14 protein-coding genes and 1 pseudogene are annotated in these 16,248 nt (G+C 50.9%); 13 read left to right on the top strand and 2 right to left on the bottom strand.

The genetic code is table 11. The features are described 5' to 3' along the window. Positions 1 to 177: 177 nt before the first annotated feature. From ACU70B_RS14580 to ACU70B_RS14525, 11 genes and pseudogenes are all read left to right on the top strand, one after another. The gene (locus tag ACU70B_RS14580; RefSeq protein ID WP_447184239.1) at positions 178 to 732 is read left to right on the top strand and encodes a 4Fe-4S dicluster domain-containing protein; all 555 of its coding nucleotides are present in this window, start codon (positions 178 to 180) and stop codon (positions 730 to 732) included. A gap of 30 nt (positions 733 to 762) precedes the next feature. Next, a complete protein-coding gene (locus ACU70B_RS14575; RefSeq protein ID WP_447184238.1) occupies positions 763 to 1,716 on the top strand; it encodes a CoB--CoM heterodisulfide reductase iron-sulfur subunit B family protein in 954 nt (317 codons plus the stop codon). After that, positions 1,716 to 2,747 carry an FAD-dependent oxidoreductase gene (locus tag ACU70B_RS14570; protein ID WP_447184237.1) on the top strand — a complete coding sequence of 344 codons (1,032 nt, stop codon included), beginning with the start codon at positions 1,716 to 1,718 and terminating at the stop codon, positions 2,745 to 2,747. The genes ACU70B_RS14575 and ACU70B_RS14570 overlap by 1 nt, the downstream gene beginning before the upstream one ends. Before the next feature lie 8 nt (positions 2,748 to 2,755). After that, on the top strand, positions 2,756 to 3,358 hold the full coding sequence (locus tag ACU70B_RS14565) for a 4Fe-4S dicluster domain-containing protein (RefSeq protein ID WP_447184236.1): 603 nt from the start codon (positions 2,756 to 2,758) through the stop codon (positions 3,356 to 3,358). After that, a complete protein-coding gene (locus ACU70B_RS14560; RefSeq protein ID WP_447184235.1) occupies positions 3,355 to 4,227 on the top strand; it encodes a CoB--CoM heterodisulfide reductase iron-sulfur subunit B family protein in 873 nt (290 codons plus the stop codon). The genes ACU70B_RS14565 and ACU70B_RS14560 overlap by 4 nt, the downstream gene beginning before the upstream one ends. A 170-nt stretch (positions 4,228 to 4,397) precedes the next feature. Then, positions 4,398 to 5,381, top strand: coding sequence for a CoA transferase subunit A (locus ACU70B_RS14555; RefSeq protein ID WP_447184234.1), 984 nt, complete (start codon positions 4,398 to 4,400; stop codon positions 5,379 to 5,381). A gap of 4 nt (positions 5,382 to 5,385) precedes the next feature. Next, the gene (locus tag ACU70B_RS14550) at positions 5,386 to 6,180 is read left to right on the top strand and encodes a CoA-transferase subunit beta (RefSeq protein WP_447184233.1); all 795 of its coding nucleotides are present in this window, start codon (positions 5,386 to 5,388) and stop codon (positions 6,178 to 6,180) included. A 160-nt stretch (positions 6,181 to 6,340) separates the two neighbouring features. Continuing rightward, positions 6,341 to 7,639, top strand: a complete 1,299-nt coding sequence (locus ACU70B_RS14545; protein ID WP_447184232.1) for an MFS transporter — start codon at positions 6,341 to 6,343, stop codon at positions 7,637 to 7,639. A 149-nt stretch (positions 7,640 to 7,788) separates the two neighbouring features. Next, a pseudogene (locus ACU70B_RS15075) lies at positions 7,789 to 8,610 on the top strand (CoA transferase subunit A). A gap of 2 nt (positions 8,611 to 8,612) precedes the next feature. Then, positions 8,613 to 9,362, top strand: coding sequence for a CoA-transferase subunit beta (locus tag ACU70B_RS14530; RefSeq protein WP_447184230.1), 750 nt, complete (start codon positions 8,613 to 8,615; stop codon positions 9,360 to 9,362). 104 nt (positions 9,363 to 9,466) lie between these two features. Beyond that, complete coding sequence (locus ACU70B_RS14525) at positions 9,467 to 11,110, top strand: FAD-dependent oxidoreductase (RefSeq protein ID WP_447184229.1); 1,644 nt, start codon at positions 9,467 to 9,469, stop codon at positions 11,108 to 11,110. Between the two features lie 84 nt (positions 11,111 to 11,194). On the opposite strand, the gene ACU70B_RS14520 is transcribed toward ACU70B_RS14525, so the two are convergent. Beyond that, positions 11,195 to 11,893: a M15 family metallopeptidase gene (locus tag ACU70B_RS14520; RefSeq protein ID WP_447184228.1), complete on the bottom strand. Its 699-nt coding sequence runs from the start codon at positions 11,891 to 11,893 to the stop codon at positions 11,195 to 11,197. A 176-nt stretch (positions 11,894 to 12,069) separates the two neighbouring features. On the opposite strand from ACU70B_RS14520, the gene ACU70B_RS14515 reads away from it, so the two are divergent. Both ACU70B_RS14515 and ACU70B_RS14510 read left to right on the top strand, forming a co-directional pair. Continuing rightward, entirely contained in the window at positions 12,070 to 13,533 is a 1,464-nt protein-coding gene (locus ACU70B_RS14515) for an HD-GYP domain-containing protein (RefSeq protein ID WP_447184227.1), read from the top strand. Between the two features lie 135 nt (positions 13,534 to 13,668). Next, a complete protein-coding gene (locus ACU70B_RS14510) occupies positions 13,669 to 15,417 on the top strand; it encodes a glutamine--tRNA ligase/YqeY domain fusion protein (RefSeq protein ID WP_447184226.1) in 1,749 nt (582 codons plus the stop codon). Positions 15,418 to 15,453: 36 nt separating this feature from the next. Here the strand turns inward: ACU70B_RS14510 and ACU70B_RS14505 are convergent, their stop codons facing one another. Continuing rightward, positions 15,454 to 16,239: an MBL fold metallo-hydrolase gene (locus ACU70B_RS14505; RefSeq protein ID WP_447184225.1), complete on the bottom strand. Its 786-nt coding sequence runs from the start codon at positions 16,237 to 16,239 to the stop codon at positions 15,454 to 15,456. Positions 16,240 to 16,248: the final 9 nt, after the last annotated feature.

The raw sequence follows: 16,248 nt of genomic DNA, 5'->3' as shown, positions 1-16,248 counted from the left end.
TCGCATAACCATTGTTGCCGTTCTGCTGACATATGTTAATAAGCCCGCTGATTAGGCATCCTAACTATAATATTGCCGATTTATTTTTCATCCCCGCCCTCCTGGCATACCGTTTGCAATGTATAAAAACAGAATATTTCCGATCCGACAGGATTTCAATACAAGGGAGTGTGTTATGTGCCCAGAGAAAGGGATAGGGATTGGAACGACAATCTATATACTGCAATAGACCGTTATAAGCTGGTGGATAATCTGGAGCAGTGTCTGCAGTGTGGCAAATGCACCGGCAATTGCCCGGTCGCTGCCCTGACCCCCTCATACAATCCCCGGGCCGTAGTCAATGACATTCTGGCGGGAAGCCCGGTGCGTCTGCTGGACAGTGAAGAGATCTGGAGATGTTTATGGTGCGGTAATTGTTACCGGATTTGTCCGGTCGATATCCAGTACCCGCTCTTAATGATGCAGATCAGGTATATGGCTCTGGAAAACGGTTATGGACTGCAGTATGTGGTTCCGATTAATAAATTTGCCTTCCGGGCCATGGAAAAGGGGTTAACCTTCGTTCCGGGCCGTAAAGGAATTGAAAAAATAATGCGCCTGCGTACCTCCATCGGCGTAGAACCCTGGCCGGAGGTTTCCCCAAAGGCAATTCAGGAATACCGGGAGATTTTTGAACAGACCGGAGTCAAAGAGTGGATGCAGAACCTGGAAACAGGGCGGAGAAACCGATGAGATTAAGCTATTCAAAGGGGAGACTTGCTAATGAATAAGCAACGGGTGATAACACCCCGTGAACGGATAGGCGAACCGCCGGAGAAGCTATTCCTGTTCCGCAGCTGTACGGGCAGCATGGAATACCCCGGCACCGAAAATGCGGTTAAGGAGGTTCTGAAGCTCCTGGGGGTTGAGGTGGTAATGGATCCGGATCAGACTTGTTGTTCGGGCTACATACTTACCTGTTCCGGGTATACCCCGGAGCCCTCGCTGGCCATTACGGCCCGTAACCTGGCCATGGTTGAGCAAAAATATAATCTGGATACCTATGTGTTTTGTAATGGCTGTTTTGGTTATAATACCGAGCTGGCCCATATTCTGAACAATAATCCGGATTATAAAGATAAGGCCAACCAGCTTATCGCTCAATGGGGCTACAACTATCGGGGCAAGACCAGGATCTTCCACGTTCAGGAACTGTACTATCTCCTCATTGATAAGATACGGGAGATGGTGGTGCATCCCTTGCATGGGCTGAGGGTGGCATCCCATTATGGCTGCCATTACCTGGGCCAGCAATACGGTGTTTTGGACGATGGTGACCTGCCCACTTTTCACGAGGAGATCATTACTGCCCTGGGCGGAACCCCGGTGTTCTACAAAGAACGCAGGATGTGCTGCGGCTATGCGGTAGGAAGGGGCTTTACCCATAAAGAAAGTGTGGTGCAGCCCCACTTGGCCCGCAAATTTGACAGCGCCAAGGAAGAGGGAGTGGAACTAATAACTACGGTATGTCCGGGCTGTAATGTAGCCCTGGACCGGGAGCAGCCCAACCTGGCTGAAAGGGGATTCGGACCCTACGCTATTCCGGTTATTGACCTGGGGCAGCTCATCGGCCTGGCCCTGGGAGTGCCGATTTGGAAGCTGGGATTTAATGCGAATACGGTTCCGGTCAACGGGGTATTAAACCAACTGGGTTTTGGGAAAGGGGATTTAGCTTGATGAGTGCAGTGAAAACAGCTCTGGTAATCGGTGCAGGACCGGCAGGTATGGAGGCCGCAGTAAAAATAGGGCAGTCAGGTCACCGGGTGATGCTGGTAGATATGGCCGATTCCCTGGGAGGGACCCTGGGCCAGCTGTGCAGCAGCTTCCCGCGCTGGGAAGACCCGGCTGACCTGGTTTCCTATAAGACGGAACAGATTAACCGATGTTCGCTTATTACCGTAAAAAACAAAACCACCGTGGCAGGGGCCGAAAAAAATGAAAATGGTTATCTGGTCACTCTCAGTACCAGTGGCCAAACCGGTGCAGTCCAGGTGGATGCGGTCATAATAGCTACCGGGTTTGAACTCTTTGACCCATCCGTTTATGGAGAATATGGCTATGGCAGCTTTGACAATGTAGTCAACTCCCTGGAATTTGAGGCGCTGTTAAAAGAGTGGAAAGCCGGCAAGGGTAGAACTACTCCTCCTAAAACCATTGCTTTCTTCAAATGTGTCGGCTCCCGGGACCGCTCCAAGGGCCTGCCCTATTGTTCCAAGATATGCTGCATGTACACGGCCAAGCAGGCTGGGCTGGTGAAGGAGCTTTTCCCGGACTGCAAATGCTATGTATTCTACATGGACTACCGGGCTGCCGGCCGGGAGTATGAGGAGTTCGTCCGTTCCGTTATTGAACAGAAGCACGTTCGCTACGTCAGAGGCCGCCCGGCCAAAGTTTTGCCGGAAAATGGCCGCCTCCTCATCCGGGCGGAAGACACCTTGATGGGGATACCGGTAGAAATAACGGCCGATATGGTGGTGCTGGCGGCGGCGATTGTCCCCGGCCCGGGAACCCGGCAGATGGCTGATCTGTTCCAGGTTAAGAGCGATGCCTATGGATTTATTGACTATAACCGCAATGAACCGGCTAGGGCCGGGGACAGGGTCTTTTTTGCCGGCGCCTGCGGCTTTGCCGTGGAAACCCTGGGGGCTATGCAGCAGGGTGCGGCGGCGGCGGCAGAGGTAACAGCTCTGTTTAACCGGCAGGATTAGGAGGGAAGATGATGCCTGATACAAGCGGGATAGAGACCCGGGCCTTTTTCAAGGCGGTAAAACTGGATGCCATAGACGACTCGCTACAAAAGGAAATAAAGATGGCCTGTGGGGTGGATGTGGAAACCTGCCTGGAATGCGGCAAGTGCTCAGGGGGTTGCTCCAATACCCATATATTCGATATCACCGCCCGCCAGATAGTCAAGCTGATAAAAATGGGACAGGAAGAGCCGCTGCTGAGCATGGATGCCCTCTGGACCTGCGTATCCTGCCAGCTATGTGGGGAGCGCTGTCCTTCCGGGATAGATATAGCCCGAATTATGGACTGCCTGAGGGAGAAGGCTTATAAAAAGGGAATCAAGGCCACTCGATACCAGGTACAGCTGTTCCACGAGCTTATGCTTGATGCGATTAAAAAAACCGGCCGGGTAGCGGAGGGTCAATTAATGATTAAGTTTAACCTGAAAACGGGCCGATATTTCAAGGATGCCGACCTGGGACGACGGTTGTTTTTGAAAGGTAAAATTAAACCCTTTAGCTCCAAAATCAGGAACCGGGAAGACCTGTGCCGGATATTCCAAGAGTCCATAGGGAGGGGGAGGGACCAATGAATGTTGCTTACTTCCCGGGGTGTTCACTGCATGGCCTGGCATCGGAATATGATAGGTCTACCCGTCTGGTCTGCAGGCACCTGGGCATTAATTTGGAGGAGATTGAAGACTGGAACTGCTGCGGGGCTACCGCCGCCCACAGTCTGGATCACAAATTAACCGTAAGCTTGGGGGCGCGCAACCTTAACCTGGTCAAGAAAATGAATCTGCAAATGGTTACAGCGCCCTGTGCAGGCTGTTTTAACCGGTTGAAAACGGCTTCCTATGAGCTCCGTCATAATCCGCATATGGCGGAGGAAGTAGCCCGTATCATCAAAGCTCCGGCTCCGGTCGAAACTGAGGTCAGCAACCTCCTGCAGCTCTTTGTGGAGCAGACAGGTATTCCGGCTATTGCCCAAAAAATAGTGAGACCGTTGACCGGACTTAAATTAGCCGCCTACTATGGTTGTCTATTAACCCGGCCCCAGCGGATAACCCGGTTTGATGCTTCGGAACAGCCGGTTTCCCTGGATCAGCTTTTACAGGCACTGGGAGCGGAGACCGTAATCTGGTCCCACAAGGCCGAGTGCTGCGGCGGGGGTTATGCCGCCTCGGAAACGGATATAGTAGTTGACCTGGGGGGGCAGGTTCTGGAGGCTGCCCGTCAGGCCGGGGCTCAGGCCGTAGTAGTAGCCTGCCCCATGTGTCAGGCCAATCTTGATACCCGGCAGAGGGCCATCGAAGTGAATCGGGAGCAAAAATATAATCTGCCCATTATCTACTTTACCCAGTTGATGGGGCTGGCCTTTGGTTACTCCCCTCGGCAGTTAGGCCTTAACAAGCAATTAAACAGTGCCATTACCCTGTTGAAACAACGGGGATGGGGATAGAAAACCTGGTGGCAGGTTATTGCAAAAAAGTCCATCAGAGGAGGTGAAAAAGAGGCTGACTGCAACCAGGGCAGCCAGCCGCACATAAAAAACTTACCACTACCATTTTAAATTATAATCCTGAGGTTAGGAAACGGAGATTGGAGATTTGTTTAAAAGGAGGTATTGTCTTGAGTAACAAGCTTATTACGATGCAAGAGGCTGTTTCCAAGTATACGTGGGAAGGCATGACATTTGCCCATGGCGGAGCGTTACCGGTCGGATCCGACTGTATAGCCTTTTTCCGGGAAATGGTGCGCCAAGGCGTTAAAGGCATAAACTGCATTTCCAACTGTAATACCCAGGGAACCAACTTGCTGGCTGCAGCAGGCGGCATAGCCCGCATGGAGGTCGGATTCTCCGGCCTGGAAGTCTACGGTTTTGCCAACGGCTTAAAGAGAGCAGTGGAAAGCGGTAAAACCATCCTGGAAGACTATTCCAACGGCGGCATTCCGATTAGAGTTATGGGCGGTGCTCTGGGATGGCCCTTTGTACCCACCTTTATAAACTATGGCTGTGACCAGGCCTGGTGTTCAGCCGATGAACCCGATATATATCCCAACCCCAATAAAATACGTGAAGTTACCGACCCCTTTACCGGAAAAACCATGGGGGCCTTCAAGAGCATTACCCCTGATGTGGCTGTAATCCATGTAACTATGGCGGATGAAAAAGGTAATGCCATTATGCTGGGTACCGAGTGGAGCCGGTTTGAATTATCCCGGGCGGCCAAAAAAGTAGTTTTGCAGGCCGACTATATTGTCGACACCGACTGCATGCGGCAGTTTCCCAATCTGGTTCGTATTCCCGACCTGGTGGTAGATGCGGTAGTATACTGGCCTCTGGGAGTCTGGCCGGCATGCTCCACCGGCTGTTACGACAGTGATGAAGAGCACTTCTTTGCCATGAACAAAATGCTTAAGACCGAAGAGGGTACCCGGGAATATATTGAAAAATATGTGAAGAGCTATAGCAATAACAAAGAGTTCCGGGAAGTAATAGGCAAGGATAAGCTTGCCAAGCTGACCGATACGGCTACTGCCTTCTTGATGGATCCCTATAGAAAATGGATTAAGAGTGACGCCGAAGTACAAGATCTCATGGGAGGGAGGTAAGATCATGGATTATTCAAAGAATGAAATGATGGCTATAGCTACCGGCAGAGAATTCCAGGATGGGGAGCTTGCCATATTCGGAGTGGGGCTCAGCATGCTGGCGGGATTCTTCGCCCAGAAGAACCATGCCCCCAATCTGATTGCCTTCACCGAAGGCGGCGTTTATGGGTCCACTCCGGTGGGAGGACTGCCCTGGGGTATTGAAGACAATCGTATTTCAGCCAATGCCACCAGCTTCACCAATGGTATCGATGCGTTGTGTATGCTGGTTGCTGCCGGCAAAGTCGATAACGCCGTTATCGGGGCGGCCCAGATTGATAAATTCGGTAATGTCAACACCACCGGCATCTGGGAACCCGGCACCCAGCCGTGGAAAGTGGGAAAATATACCCTGCCCAAGGTAAGGCTTAACGGCAGCGGCGGGGCCAACGAAATAGCCGTAGGAGCCAAGAAGTATTTGATCATGGCGGCCCATGAAAAGAAAAGGTTTGCCGAAAAAGTGGATTATGTTTCTTCTCCGGGATACCTTAACGGCGGCAATGACCGTGAAAAATACGGTTTCCCCGGAGGCGGGCCGGCAGCCATTATCACCAATCTGGGCATTTTAAGACCGGACCCGGTAACCAAGGAATTTATTTTGGATGCTTATTTCAGCTTTTCTTCCGTGGAAGAAATCCTGGAAAATACGGGCTGGGAACTCAAAGTTTCTCCCCAGGTCAAAATGGTGCCCGAACCTACCGAAAAAGAACTGGAAAATCTGAGAGCGGTAGATGAAACGGGCTCTTTACGCAAAAAATAATGGGTAATACCGGGCGGGTTGCAACCGGTCGATGTTACAGGGCAAACGGTTGTAGGAGCTGGCAGGGGCTGCAAGGCTGCCCGGTTGGCTCCCGGGGGCTGCGGCCTCCGGCCTCCTGTCTCGGATTACCGGACTCAATAACTGGAGAGGAGTGGCTTTATTGAGCAAAATTCCTGCAATATCCGAGGCGGCAATTAAAAAGACCATGTCTTACCGCTATGCCATTTATTTGGTGGTTGCCCTGGCATACTTCTTTGTCTATTTTCACCGGGTATCCCCATCAGTGATGGCTCCCGAGCTTACAACAGCCTTTGGCATCAGTGCTTCCGGTCTGGGTTTGTTCAGTTCCATGTATTTCTGGGCGTATGCCATCGGCCAGCTGCCGTCAGGAATTATGGCTGACCGCCTGGGGGTGCGGACCACAATCAGCATATTTGTTGGCGTAGCCGGTCTTGGTGCTCTTATATTCGGCATGGCCGGCAGTTTCAACATGGCTCTGGCGGGTCGTTTCCTGGTAGGCTTCGGGGTAGGTTTTGTCTATGTACCTGCCATGCGTTTTTTGGCGGATTGGTTTAAATCCACTGAGTTTGCCACCTATTCCGGTATTCTGCTGGGTATAGGCAATGCCGGAGCTCTCGCTGCTGCCGCACCCCTGGTTGTCCTGATGGGAGCCATAGGCTGGAGAAGCTCCATGACCTCGGTTGGCATTGCATCAATAGTTATAGCGGTGCTTTGTTTCCTGATTATCAGGAACAAGCCGGGCGATGTCGGCGGAGCCAGCCCGGCCCAAATGGAAGGCCGTCCCGAGACCAAGGCTTCAACCTCCTTTACTATTGGTGAGGCCATTGGTATGACGGCCAAGAGCTGGAATGTCTGGACCATAATCATACTATTCTTCGTATGGTATGGTACCATAATGGCTTTCCAGGGACTTTGGGCCAGCCCCTGGCTGATGAATGTCTATGGCATGACCAAGGCCGAAGCCGGCAAGTTTATAACCCTTATTCCCGTTGGCATGATCGTGGGCTGTCCCCTGTCCGGGGTAATAGCTGACAAGATTCTGAAATCCAAATATAAAGTTGTGGTAATGGGCGCAGTCGGAGCGATTGCCGTTTGGATTCCCATGGTGTTCATGATTGATAAGCTGTCTCCCGGGATGCTGTCGGTACTGATGTTCCTATATGGCTATTTCAACGGTCACTTTGTAGTGATGTACGCCAACCTTAAGGAGAATGTAGAACCCGCCGTACAGGGGACAGCTACCGGATTTTTAAATACCTTTGTTTTTGTGGGCGGCGCTTTGTTCCAACAGATTACTGCCGCTATTGTGGCCCAAGCGCCGGTGGTTGATAAAGTTATAGCCACCTCCGGTTTCAAATCGGCCTTTGTATTTTGTCTGGTGGCTTTACTGGCGGCCCTGGCTATATTCTTTACCCAGAAAAAATCTGTTTCAGCTTAATAGTATGCGTTAAATTGCAAAAAAATAGGCTATAGCCTGTAGAGGGGACAATCTTCCCCTCTACCCTTAAAGCAATCTGACCTCGGGTTTACTACGAAATGGTTGGTATGGAAGCTATTCAATGAAACTCACAAAGGAGGATATACAGCATGCGAGAAAAATTAATGTCACTGGCACAGGCAACCGACCTGATTAAGGACGGAATGCTGTTGGGGATAGGCGGAAACGGTATGCACCGCAATCCGGTACTATTCTCCCTGGCCCTGACGCAGAAACCTCTTGAAGAATTAAAGATATGTGGCGCCGCACCCGGTATCGGCGCCGACATCCTGCTGTCCACTTTCCAGGCCGATACCGCCTACTTCGGATTCTTTGGCCTGGAAAATGAAGCCGGTCTGGCTCCCGGAATGCGTAAAGCCATGGAGGGACCGGAGCCTAAAGCCAAGGCTATGGAAGGCTCCTGAACGGCTCAGATTCACGCTCTCCGTGCGGGAGCATATGGAGTCCCCTTCCTTCCGGTCGGGGGTATGTGGGGCAGCGACCTGGTGGCGCAACGGCCCGAATTCTTCCAGGTGGTAAAAAGCCCGTTTGACGGTACGGAAGTGGTATGTGTCAAAGCCCTGGTTCCCGATTATGCCATAGTCCATGTTCAGGAAGCGGATATCTACGGCAACTGCCGTATACTGGGACCCAGCTATCAGGATGCCCTGCTGGCCCGGGCAGCCAAAAAGACCATAGTAACAACGGAAAGAATAGTAGGCACCTACCGCATGCAGGAAGAACCCAAACTGACGGCAATCCCCCATATGCTGGTGGAAGCCGTGGTGGAACTTCCGGGCGGAGCCCGGCCGGGCATCTGTTACCCCGAATATCAGGCTGTAACCTGGGATGACCACAAGGCCTATCAAAAGGCGGTTAAAGCTGGCGAGGTACCGCAGTTTGCGGCCAAAATGCTGGAAGGGAGGCTATAAGCATGGAATATGGTAAAGATTACGGCAAAGCGGAAATGATGGCAGCAGCCATTATTCGTGAAATCAGAGAAGGCGATGTAGTGTTCCACGGCCTGGCCTCATCTACTCCCATGGTGGCCATGAAGGCCGCCAAAGCCTTGGGTAAAGACTTTACCTATGTTACGCTGAGTGATGGCCTGGACCACGATTGGAGCAATCCTCCTACGGTAGCTTCCACCCTGACTGCCAACACCTATGAAGGCTCGGTAGCTACCTTCGGCCTGGATGAAATATTTGACCTCTATGCTTCGGGCAAAGGAGATATTGCCTTCCTGTCCTGCCTGCAGATGGACAAATCAGGCCGTATCGCCATGTCCTATCTGGGCGGCGATTATGACCATCCCAAACTCAGAGGACCAGGCGGAGCCGGCAGTGCAACCCTGACCCCGGTTACCCCCAGAACTACCATCTGGAAAACGGCTCATGACAAAAGAACCTTTGTTGAGCATGTGGACTTTGCTACTACCGCCCCGGATGTCAACAAGGATTTTACCTTGATAACGCCTCTGTGCATATTCCGTAAACCGGCGGGCGAAAAGGCGCTCAAGCTGGATTGCATCTTCCCCTACACCACCATAGAAGAGGTGAAAGAAAACACCGGCTGGACAATTGATGAGACCGAAGTACCGGTAATGGAGCCTCCCACCGGGGAGGAAATGGCAGCATTAAAGCGAGTTGACCCTCATAATATTCTGGCTTTTGAATTTAAATAAAGCATAGAGTAAAGGTGTATGGGCGGGATATGGCGCCGGTTGAGCCAGCCCGCCCTTACCGTTCAAGCATTAAGAATCAGGGAAGGGTGGGTGAATAAAACAACATGAGTAAAGTCATTATTGTCGGAGGGGTAGCGGCAGGCGCCAGTACTGCAGCCAGGTTGCGGCGTCTGGACGAGGATGCCCAAATCATAATGCTGGAGCGGGGCGAAGATATATCCTTTGCCAATTGCGGCCTGCCTTACTATATCGGCGGCTCTATTGCCAAGAGAAACCGCCTGCTGGTGCAGACGCCCCGTTCCATGTCAAACCGGTTTAACATTGACGTTCGTACCAAGAGTGAAGTCAGGCGCATTTTAAGAGAAGAAAAACAGGTTGAAATAATCCGGCTGGAAAGCGGGGAAAGCTACCGGGAAAGCTATGATTTTCTGGTCCTGTGCCCGGGAGCCCGGCCATCTGCGCCTCCCATCGCGGGAATAGGGCAGGACAATGTTTTTAAAGTAAGAAATATACCGGACAGCGACCGGATAAAACTGTATATTGAAAAGATGGATGTGACCAGGGCCGCCGTGCTGGGGGCCGGGTTTATTGGTCTGGAGATGGCCGATGTCCTTGCCCGGAGAGGGATAGAGACCACCCTTATAGAAGCCGGACCTCAGGTAATTAATGCCCTGGACCCTGAAATGGCAGCCATAGTTCAGGCCTATTTAACAAAGCAGAAGATTGATCTTATCCTGAACGATAAGCCGGTTTCCCTGGAAGGTGAGGGGCGGGTAGAGCAAATAATCCTCAATAGCGGTACCGCCATACCTGTCGATATGGTCATTTTAGGTACGGGGGTAGAACCCGAGGTGTGGCTGGCTGAAGAGGCCGGGCTTGCTCTGGGCTCTACTGGAGGCATCCTGGTCAACGAGTACCTTCAGACCTCGGATCCCAGTATTTATGCGGCCGGAGATGCCATACAGGTAAAAGATTTCGTCAGCGGCCAGGAAGTTCTGGTTCCTCTGGCCGGTCCCGCTAATCGCCAGGGCTGGACAGCAGCCAACAATATTGCCGGGCGCCGGGTCAGATATCCCGGCAGCCAGGGGACGGGCATAATCAAAATAATGGACATGACCGTGGCTTTTACCGGTAAAAATGAAAAACAGCTTCAGGCACTGGGCTTAGAATACCTGGCCTGCCATGCCCATCCGAACTCCCATGCCACTTACTATCCCGGCTCCAGCCAGATGACGGTGAAACTTCTTTTCACTCCCGGGGAAGGGAAGGTTCTGGGGGCCCAAATCGTCGGCTATGACGGGGTAGACAAGCGTATAGACGTACTGGCCACCGCTATCCGGGCTTCCATGACCGTATTTGATCTGCAGGAATTGGAGCTGGCCTATGCCCCGCCGTTCTCTTCGGCCAAGGACCCGGTCAACATGGTTGCCTATATAGCCGGGAACATGGTCAACAAAGACGTTCAGGCGGTCCACTGGTCTGAGGTACCGGTCCTGATCGCTGCCGGGGCCTGCCTGATTGACGTCCGCACCCCGGGTGAAGCCGAAAGGGGCATGGTACCCGGAGCCTGCAATATCTCCGTGGATGAGATACGCCACCGGCTGGATGAGATTCCGAAAGATAAAGAAATACTGGTTTACTGCCAGGTGGGATTACGCAGCTATATAGCCAGCCGGATACTGTGCCAGAAAGGCTTTAAGGTCAAAAACATCAGCGGAGGCTATAACAGTTACCTGGCTTTAGCTTAAGGGTGATTAATTAAAAAGTAGACGCGGTTTCCGCGTCAAAAAACATTTACGGGTCCGCTTTTGCTTCGCCGCGATGGCAGTGGTTCATTTACGGTATGGGGTTTTGGCTGGGTCAATAACCGAATACCGGTCTTTATCACTATCGATAAAATGCCACCATTCATAGTGAATGCTCTGAAAACCGTGCTTAAGCATTATTTGTTCCAGCAGGCGGGCGTTTCGGGCCCTTTCTTCATCTATGTCGCCATAATCCCGGTCAGCCTTGGCCGTAAAATCATCAAATCCGGTCGGCATCGGTAATTCCCGTCCCTCTTTATCCACCAGGGTAATATCCACTGCCACTCCCCGCGAATGATAAGAATAGCCTTGATGGGGATTTATTACAAACCGGGCATCAGGGCACTTATTCCAAAGCTTAAATTGGGCGGTGGGAGGCCGGTAGGCATCCCAGACCTTTATGCCATATCCGCTGGCGGTAAAATCAGCCTGAGCCGCCTTTAGCTTTTCTGCGGTTCCTCTTCTGAGGTAAGCGGTATCATCGTCATAGATTTTGGTTCTGGTAAAATTATCAGTCGTAGCGTAGCGCAGATCTACCATGATTTCGGGGATATGCTCATCCAGGGCGATCATATCCTGGGCGGTAGCCTTAAAATCGGCATTGCGCACCACCTTTTCTTTCGATGGCAGGAAGTGCAGAGCCAGGGATAGGGCGGATATAAAAAATACAAATATAATGATTGATTTATATTGCCGGGATTTCCGGTACCGATTTCCTGCTTTCACTGTGAGAGCCTCCTGTTATAGCTTTATAAGTAATATAGGTTCGGGCTTTATGAATTATACGGACCGGGTCTTTTTTCCCAGAAATTATAATGGTCCTAAATAAATTGTCATGGTTTTGCGATATAATTATTAAATATTTGGCATTACCGGCAAGCTACTGGCGGGGAGAGATACCGATGACGGAACAATGGCGGAAGGAGCTAAAAGCCCTAAAACAGGAGAACATGGATTTAAAAGCGCGCCTGCATTTACTGGAAAGCAAAGAAGCGGTTTATAAAGATATACTCGATTCCCTGTATGAGGTAGTTTTCGAATTTGACCCCAACGGCAATCTGTTATTTTATAATCAACGGGCGTTCGACTTTTTTGGCTATGCCTATGACGATACCCCGCCGGTTAATATCATCAATTCAGTTATTCCCGAAGACCGGGAGCGGCTGCAGGAGAACATGAGGAAGGTCATGCAGGGGGCAAAGAACAACTTCACCGAATACACACTGGTAAAGAAAGACGGGACCCGCTTTCCGGTTATAATTCATTCCATTCCTTTCAGCGATAACGGGCAGCCTGCAGGGATAAGAGGAATAATAATAGATGTCAGCGAGCGTAAACAGATGGATGAGCGGTTAAAATTCCTCAGTCTGCACGACTCGCTTACCGGATTGTATAATCGCGCCTATTTTGAGCAGGAATTGCGGCGCCTGTGTGATGAACGCCAGTATCCACTGGGGATGGCCATCTGTGACGTAGACGGCCTTAAATTGATAAATGACATTATGGGACATGACGTTGGCGACACCCTTATAAAAGCGGCAGCAGAAATAATAAAGGTATGCTTAAAGGGTATCGCCGCCCGTATCGGAGGAGACGAATTCGCAGTTGTAATGCCTAATTGCTCGCTGGAAAAAATAGCTCAGCAATCCCATCTGCTGCAAACGGCTATTGCAGAATATAACAGTACCCACCCGGAATTGCTGCTTAATATATCAGCAGGTTTTGCCTTGAGCAATGAACCCGATGGCAATCCGGGCGAACTGTTTCGACAGGCTGACAACAATATGTACCGGCAGAAATTGCAGCACCATCTGAGCTCAGATAACTATACGATTAAATTGCTGCTCTGGGTGCTGCACAAACGTGAAATAATAGAAGAAGCGCATACTGAACGGCTGGAGCATCTGGTCGCGGGACTGGCACGGGAAATTGGTTTGTCCCCTAAAAGAATAGATAGGCTGCTTCTATTCGCTCGTTTCCATGATATTGGCAAGGTCAGTATCCCCGATGCCATTTTATTGAAGCCTGACAGGTTAACCCCGCAGGAATGGATAGAAATGCAGCGCCATAGTGAAATAGGACATCGCATAGCCTTATCCGCTCCTGATCTGGTTCCCATTTCCGATTGGATTCTTAAACATCATGAATATTGGAATGGGAGCGGCTATCCTTTAGGCTTGAGTAATAAAGACATTCCGCTGGAATGCAGGATTGTGGCGATTGCTGATGCCTATGAGGCGATGACCAGCCAGCGCCCCTATCGTCAGGCGCTATCCCCGCAGGAGGCGATAACAGAGCTGGAACGTTGTGCGGGAAGCCAATTCGACCCTTATCTGGTTCCCCTTTTTCTATCCATGCTGCAATAGCAGGCATAAGCTCGATCGGAGTAAAGGAAAAATTAATAAGTGCTAATCGACAGTCTCCTGCTTAAACCTTATCATATAAAGGATATAATATAATGTGAATCAGGCTAGCACTTGGCTAGAAGGAGGATATAAATAATGGAACCGGAATTGGGAAATGTAAATCTGGAAGCGGATGAAAATGGTAAAGGCTCGGCTTCAGGAAACTTTATTCAAAGCATTATCAGCGAGGATTTGCGTAACGGGAAGAATGGCGGGCGCGTGCACACCCGTTTCCCCCCCGAACCTAACGGGTATCTGCATATCGGCCATGCCAAGTCCATTTGTCTAAATTTCGGCTTGGCGGCAGCCAATGGCGGAATAACCAACCTGCGTTTTGATGATACCAACCCCAGCAAGGAAGAAGTGGAATATGTTGAATCCATCAAAACCGACGTTCGCTGGCTGGGATTCGACTGGGAAGAGCGAATGTTCTTCGCCTCGGATTATTTTGACCAGTTGTATAATTTCGCGGTTGGGCTGATAAAAGCGGGCAAGGCTTATGTATGTGACCTTAATGCCCAGGAAATAAAGGAATACCGGGGCACCCTTACCGAGCCCGGCAAAGAAAGCCCTTATCGCAATCGTTCGGTGGAGGAAAACCTGAGTTTATTCCAGCGTATGCGGGCGGGCGAATTTGAGGATGGTTCCCGGGTCTTGCGGGCCAAAATAGATATGGCGTCACCTAATCTTAACCTGCGCGATCCGGTATTGTACCGCATCTTGAGGGCTGCCCACCATCGTACCGGCGACAAATGGTGCATATATCCCATGTATGATTATGCCCACCCCCTTTCCGATGCTCTGGAAGATATCACTCATTCAATATGTACCCTGGAATTTGCCGATCACCGTCCCCTTTATGATTGGGCTATTGACAACGTTGACTACGATGCTGCAGCTCACGGACGTCCCCAGCAGATTGAGTTTGCCCGTTTGAACCTTAGCCATACCGTAATGAGCAAGCGTAAATTGCGGCAACTGGTAGAAGAAGGATATGTGAGAGGCTGGGACGACCCCCGCATGCCCACTATTTCGGGACTGCGGCGGCGGGGTTATACCCCGGCAGCAATCAGGGATTTCTGTGAACGCATCGGAGTAGCCAAACGGGACAGCATGGTGGATATCGCCCTTCTGGAGCATTGCATCAGGGAAGAATTAAACATGAAAGCCCCCAGGATTATGGCGGTCTTGCAGCCATTAAAGCTGATTATAGATAATTATCCGGAGGGTCAGGTGGAATGGCTGGAGGCTGAGAATAATCCCGAAGACCCGACGGCTGGGAGCAGGAAGATACCATTTTCCCGGGAGATATATATAGAACAGGAAGACTTTATGGAAAATCCGCCCAAAAAATTCTTCCGCCTGGTTCCGGGCGGAGAAATCCGCTTAAAAAGCGCTTATATCATCAAGTGCCAGCAGGTGGTGAAAGATTCCGAGGGGAGAATTATTGAACTCCGCTGCAGCTACGACCCTGACTCTAAAAGCGGTGGCGCTACGGCGGGGCGCAAGGTCAAAGGCACCTCGCACTGGGTATCGGCACAGCATGCCCTGCCGGCTGAAGTCAGGCTGTATGACCACCTTTTCCCGGATGAGAATCCGGAAGAGGATGAAGGGGTGAATTTCACCAGCAAGATTAACCCCCGGTCACTGGAAATACTGGAGAATTGCATGCTGGAACCGACCCTTGCCAAAGCGGTGGAAGGAAGCCGCTACCAGTTTATGCGCCAGGGTTATTTTTGCGTTGACCCGGATTCGACTTCTGGAAGGTTGGTGTTTAACCGTATCGTGTCCTTGAAAGACAGCTGGGCGCGAATGCAAAAAAGTAAGCCGGCAACCCGAAAGTAGCGCAGAGGCTAAAAATAAACAGCGTAATGGCAGGGCTTAAAGGCCCTGTCGTTTTATTTCCGGAGAGAAAACGGACAAGCGGCGTATTTTACGCATCAGCGGCGTAGGGGGCGCCTTGAGCTGTTCCTTCATGGCCAGGAATAGAGCCGATGCATTATCTGACTGTTCCACCCCGCCGTGAGCCATCAGGATAGTTGAGGAGTCAAGGGCAGCCAGCTTGTCATAGGATTGCTCCATCCTGACCGGGAAAAGGACCGGTAGCGGCAGGAACATTCTCCCGCGTACATTGCAAATCATATCGCCGATATACAACAGCCCTTCTTTTTGCTGATAAAGGGCGATATCATGCAGGGTATGACCTGGTATATGCAAAACCGCCCAATCTTCAAAGCCGGGAAGAACCTCTAAATCATGGAGCAGGTAATCAGGATGGATAATAGGTTTAAAAAGAATGCGTTCCAGGCTTCTTTTATTGCGCCGGGCTACTCCGGTAGCCATGTAACAATCCAGTTTATGCTGCAACGCTCCTCCCCAACCCGAATACCAGAGATCAACATCTTTATGGGCGGCTATGGCTATTCCGTATTTGCTTCTCAGGGTAGCTGCCCCGCCGGAGTGGTCGGGGTGCATGTGGGAGACTACGGCCAGTTTAATATCATGCGGAGAGCGCTGCAGGACTTTACGGCAATAGTCCTCGATACGTTTGACATCGTTAATACAGCCGCTGTCAAAGAGCAGCATACCTTTGCCATATTCCAGCAAAAAGATACTGGAGATGTAGCCTTCGATTATGTGCATAGTAAACGCTGAAAATATCATCATGCCTTCCTC

It is taken from the genome of Syntrophomonas curvata, from assembly GCF_052976825.1.
The sequence above is the reverse complement of the archived record's forward strand: the minus strand, read 5'-3'. Positions and strand labels throughout refer to the sequence as shown.

Bases quoted from the DNA above. Each gene is read 5' to 3' on its own strand.
- ACU70B_RS14575 (WP_447184238.1), top strand. From the start codon at position 763: ATGAATAAGCAACGGGTGATAACACCCCGTGAACGGATAGGCGAACCG.
- ACU70B_RS14570 (WP_447184237.1), top strand. From the start codon at position 1,716: ATGAGTGCAGTGAAAACAGCTCTGGTAATCGGTGCAGGACCGGCAGGT.
- ACU70B_RS14565 (WP_447184236.1), top strand. From the start codon at position 2,756: ATGATGCCTGATACAAGCGGGATAGAGACCCGGGCCTTTTTCAAGGCG.
- ACU70B_RS14560 (WP_447184235.1), top strand. From the start codon at position 3,355: ATGAATGTTGCTTACTTCCCGGGGTGTTCACTGCATGGCCTGGCATCG.
- ACU70B_RS14550 (WP_447184233.1), top strand. From the start codon at position 5,386: ATGGATTATTCAAAGAATGAAATGATGGCTATAGCTACCGGCAGAGAA.
- ACU70B_RS14530 (WP_447184230.1), top strand. From the start codon at position 8,613: ATGGAATATGGTAAAGATTACGGCAAAGCGGAAATGATGGCAGCAGCC.
- ACU70B_RS14525 (WP_447184229.1), top strand. From the start codon at position 9,467: ATGAGTAAAGTCATTATTGTCGGAGGGGTAGCGGCAGGCGCCAGTACT.
- ACU70B_RS14515 (WP_447184227.1), top strand. From the start codon at position 12,070: ATGACGGAACAATGGCGGAAGGAGCTAAAAGCCCTAAAACAGGAGAAC.
- ACU70B_RS14510 (WP_447184226.1), top strand. From the start codon at position 13,669: ATGGAACCGGAATTGGGAAATGTAAATCTGGAAGCGGATGAAAATGGT.
- ACU70B_RS14505 (WP_447184225.1), bottom strand. From the start codon at position 16,239: ATGATGATATTTTCAGCGTTTACTATGCACATAATCGAAGGCTACATC.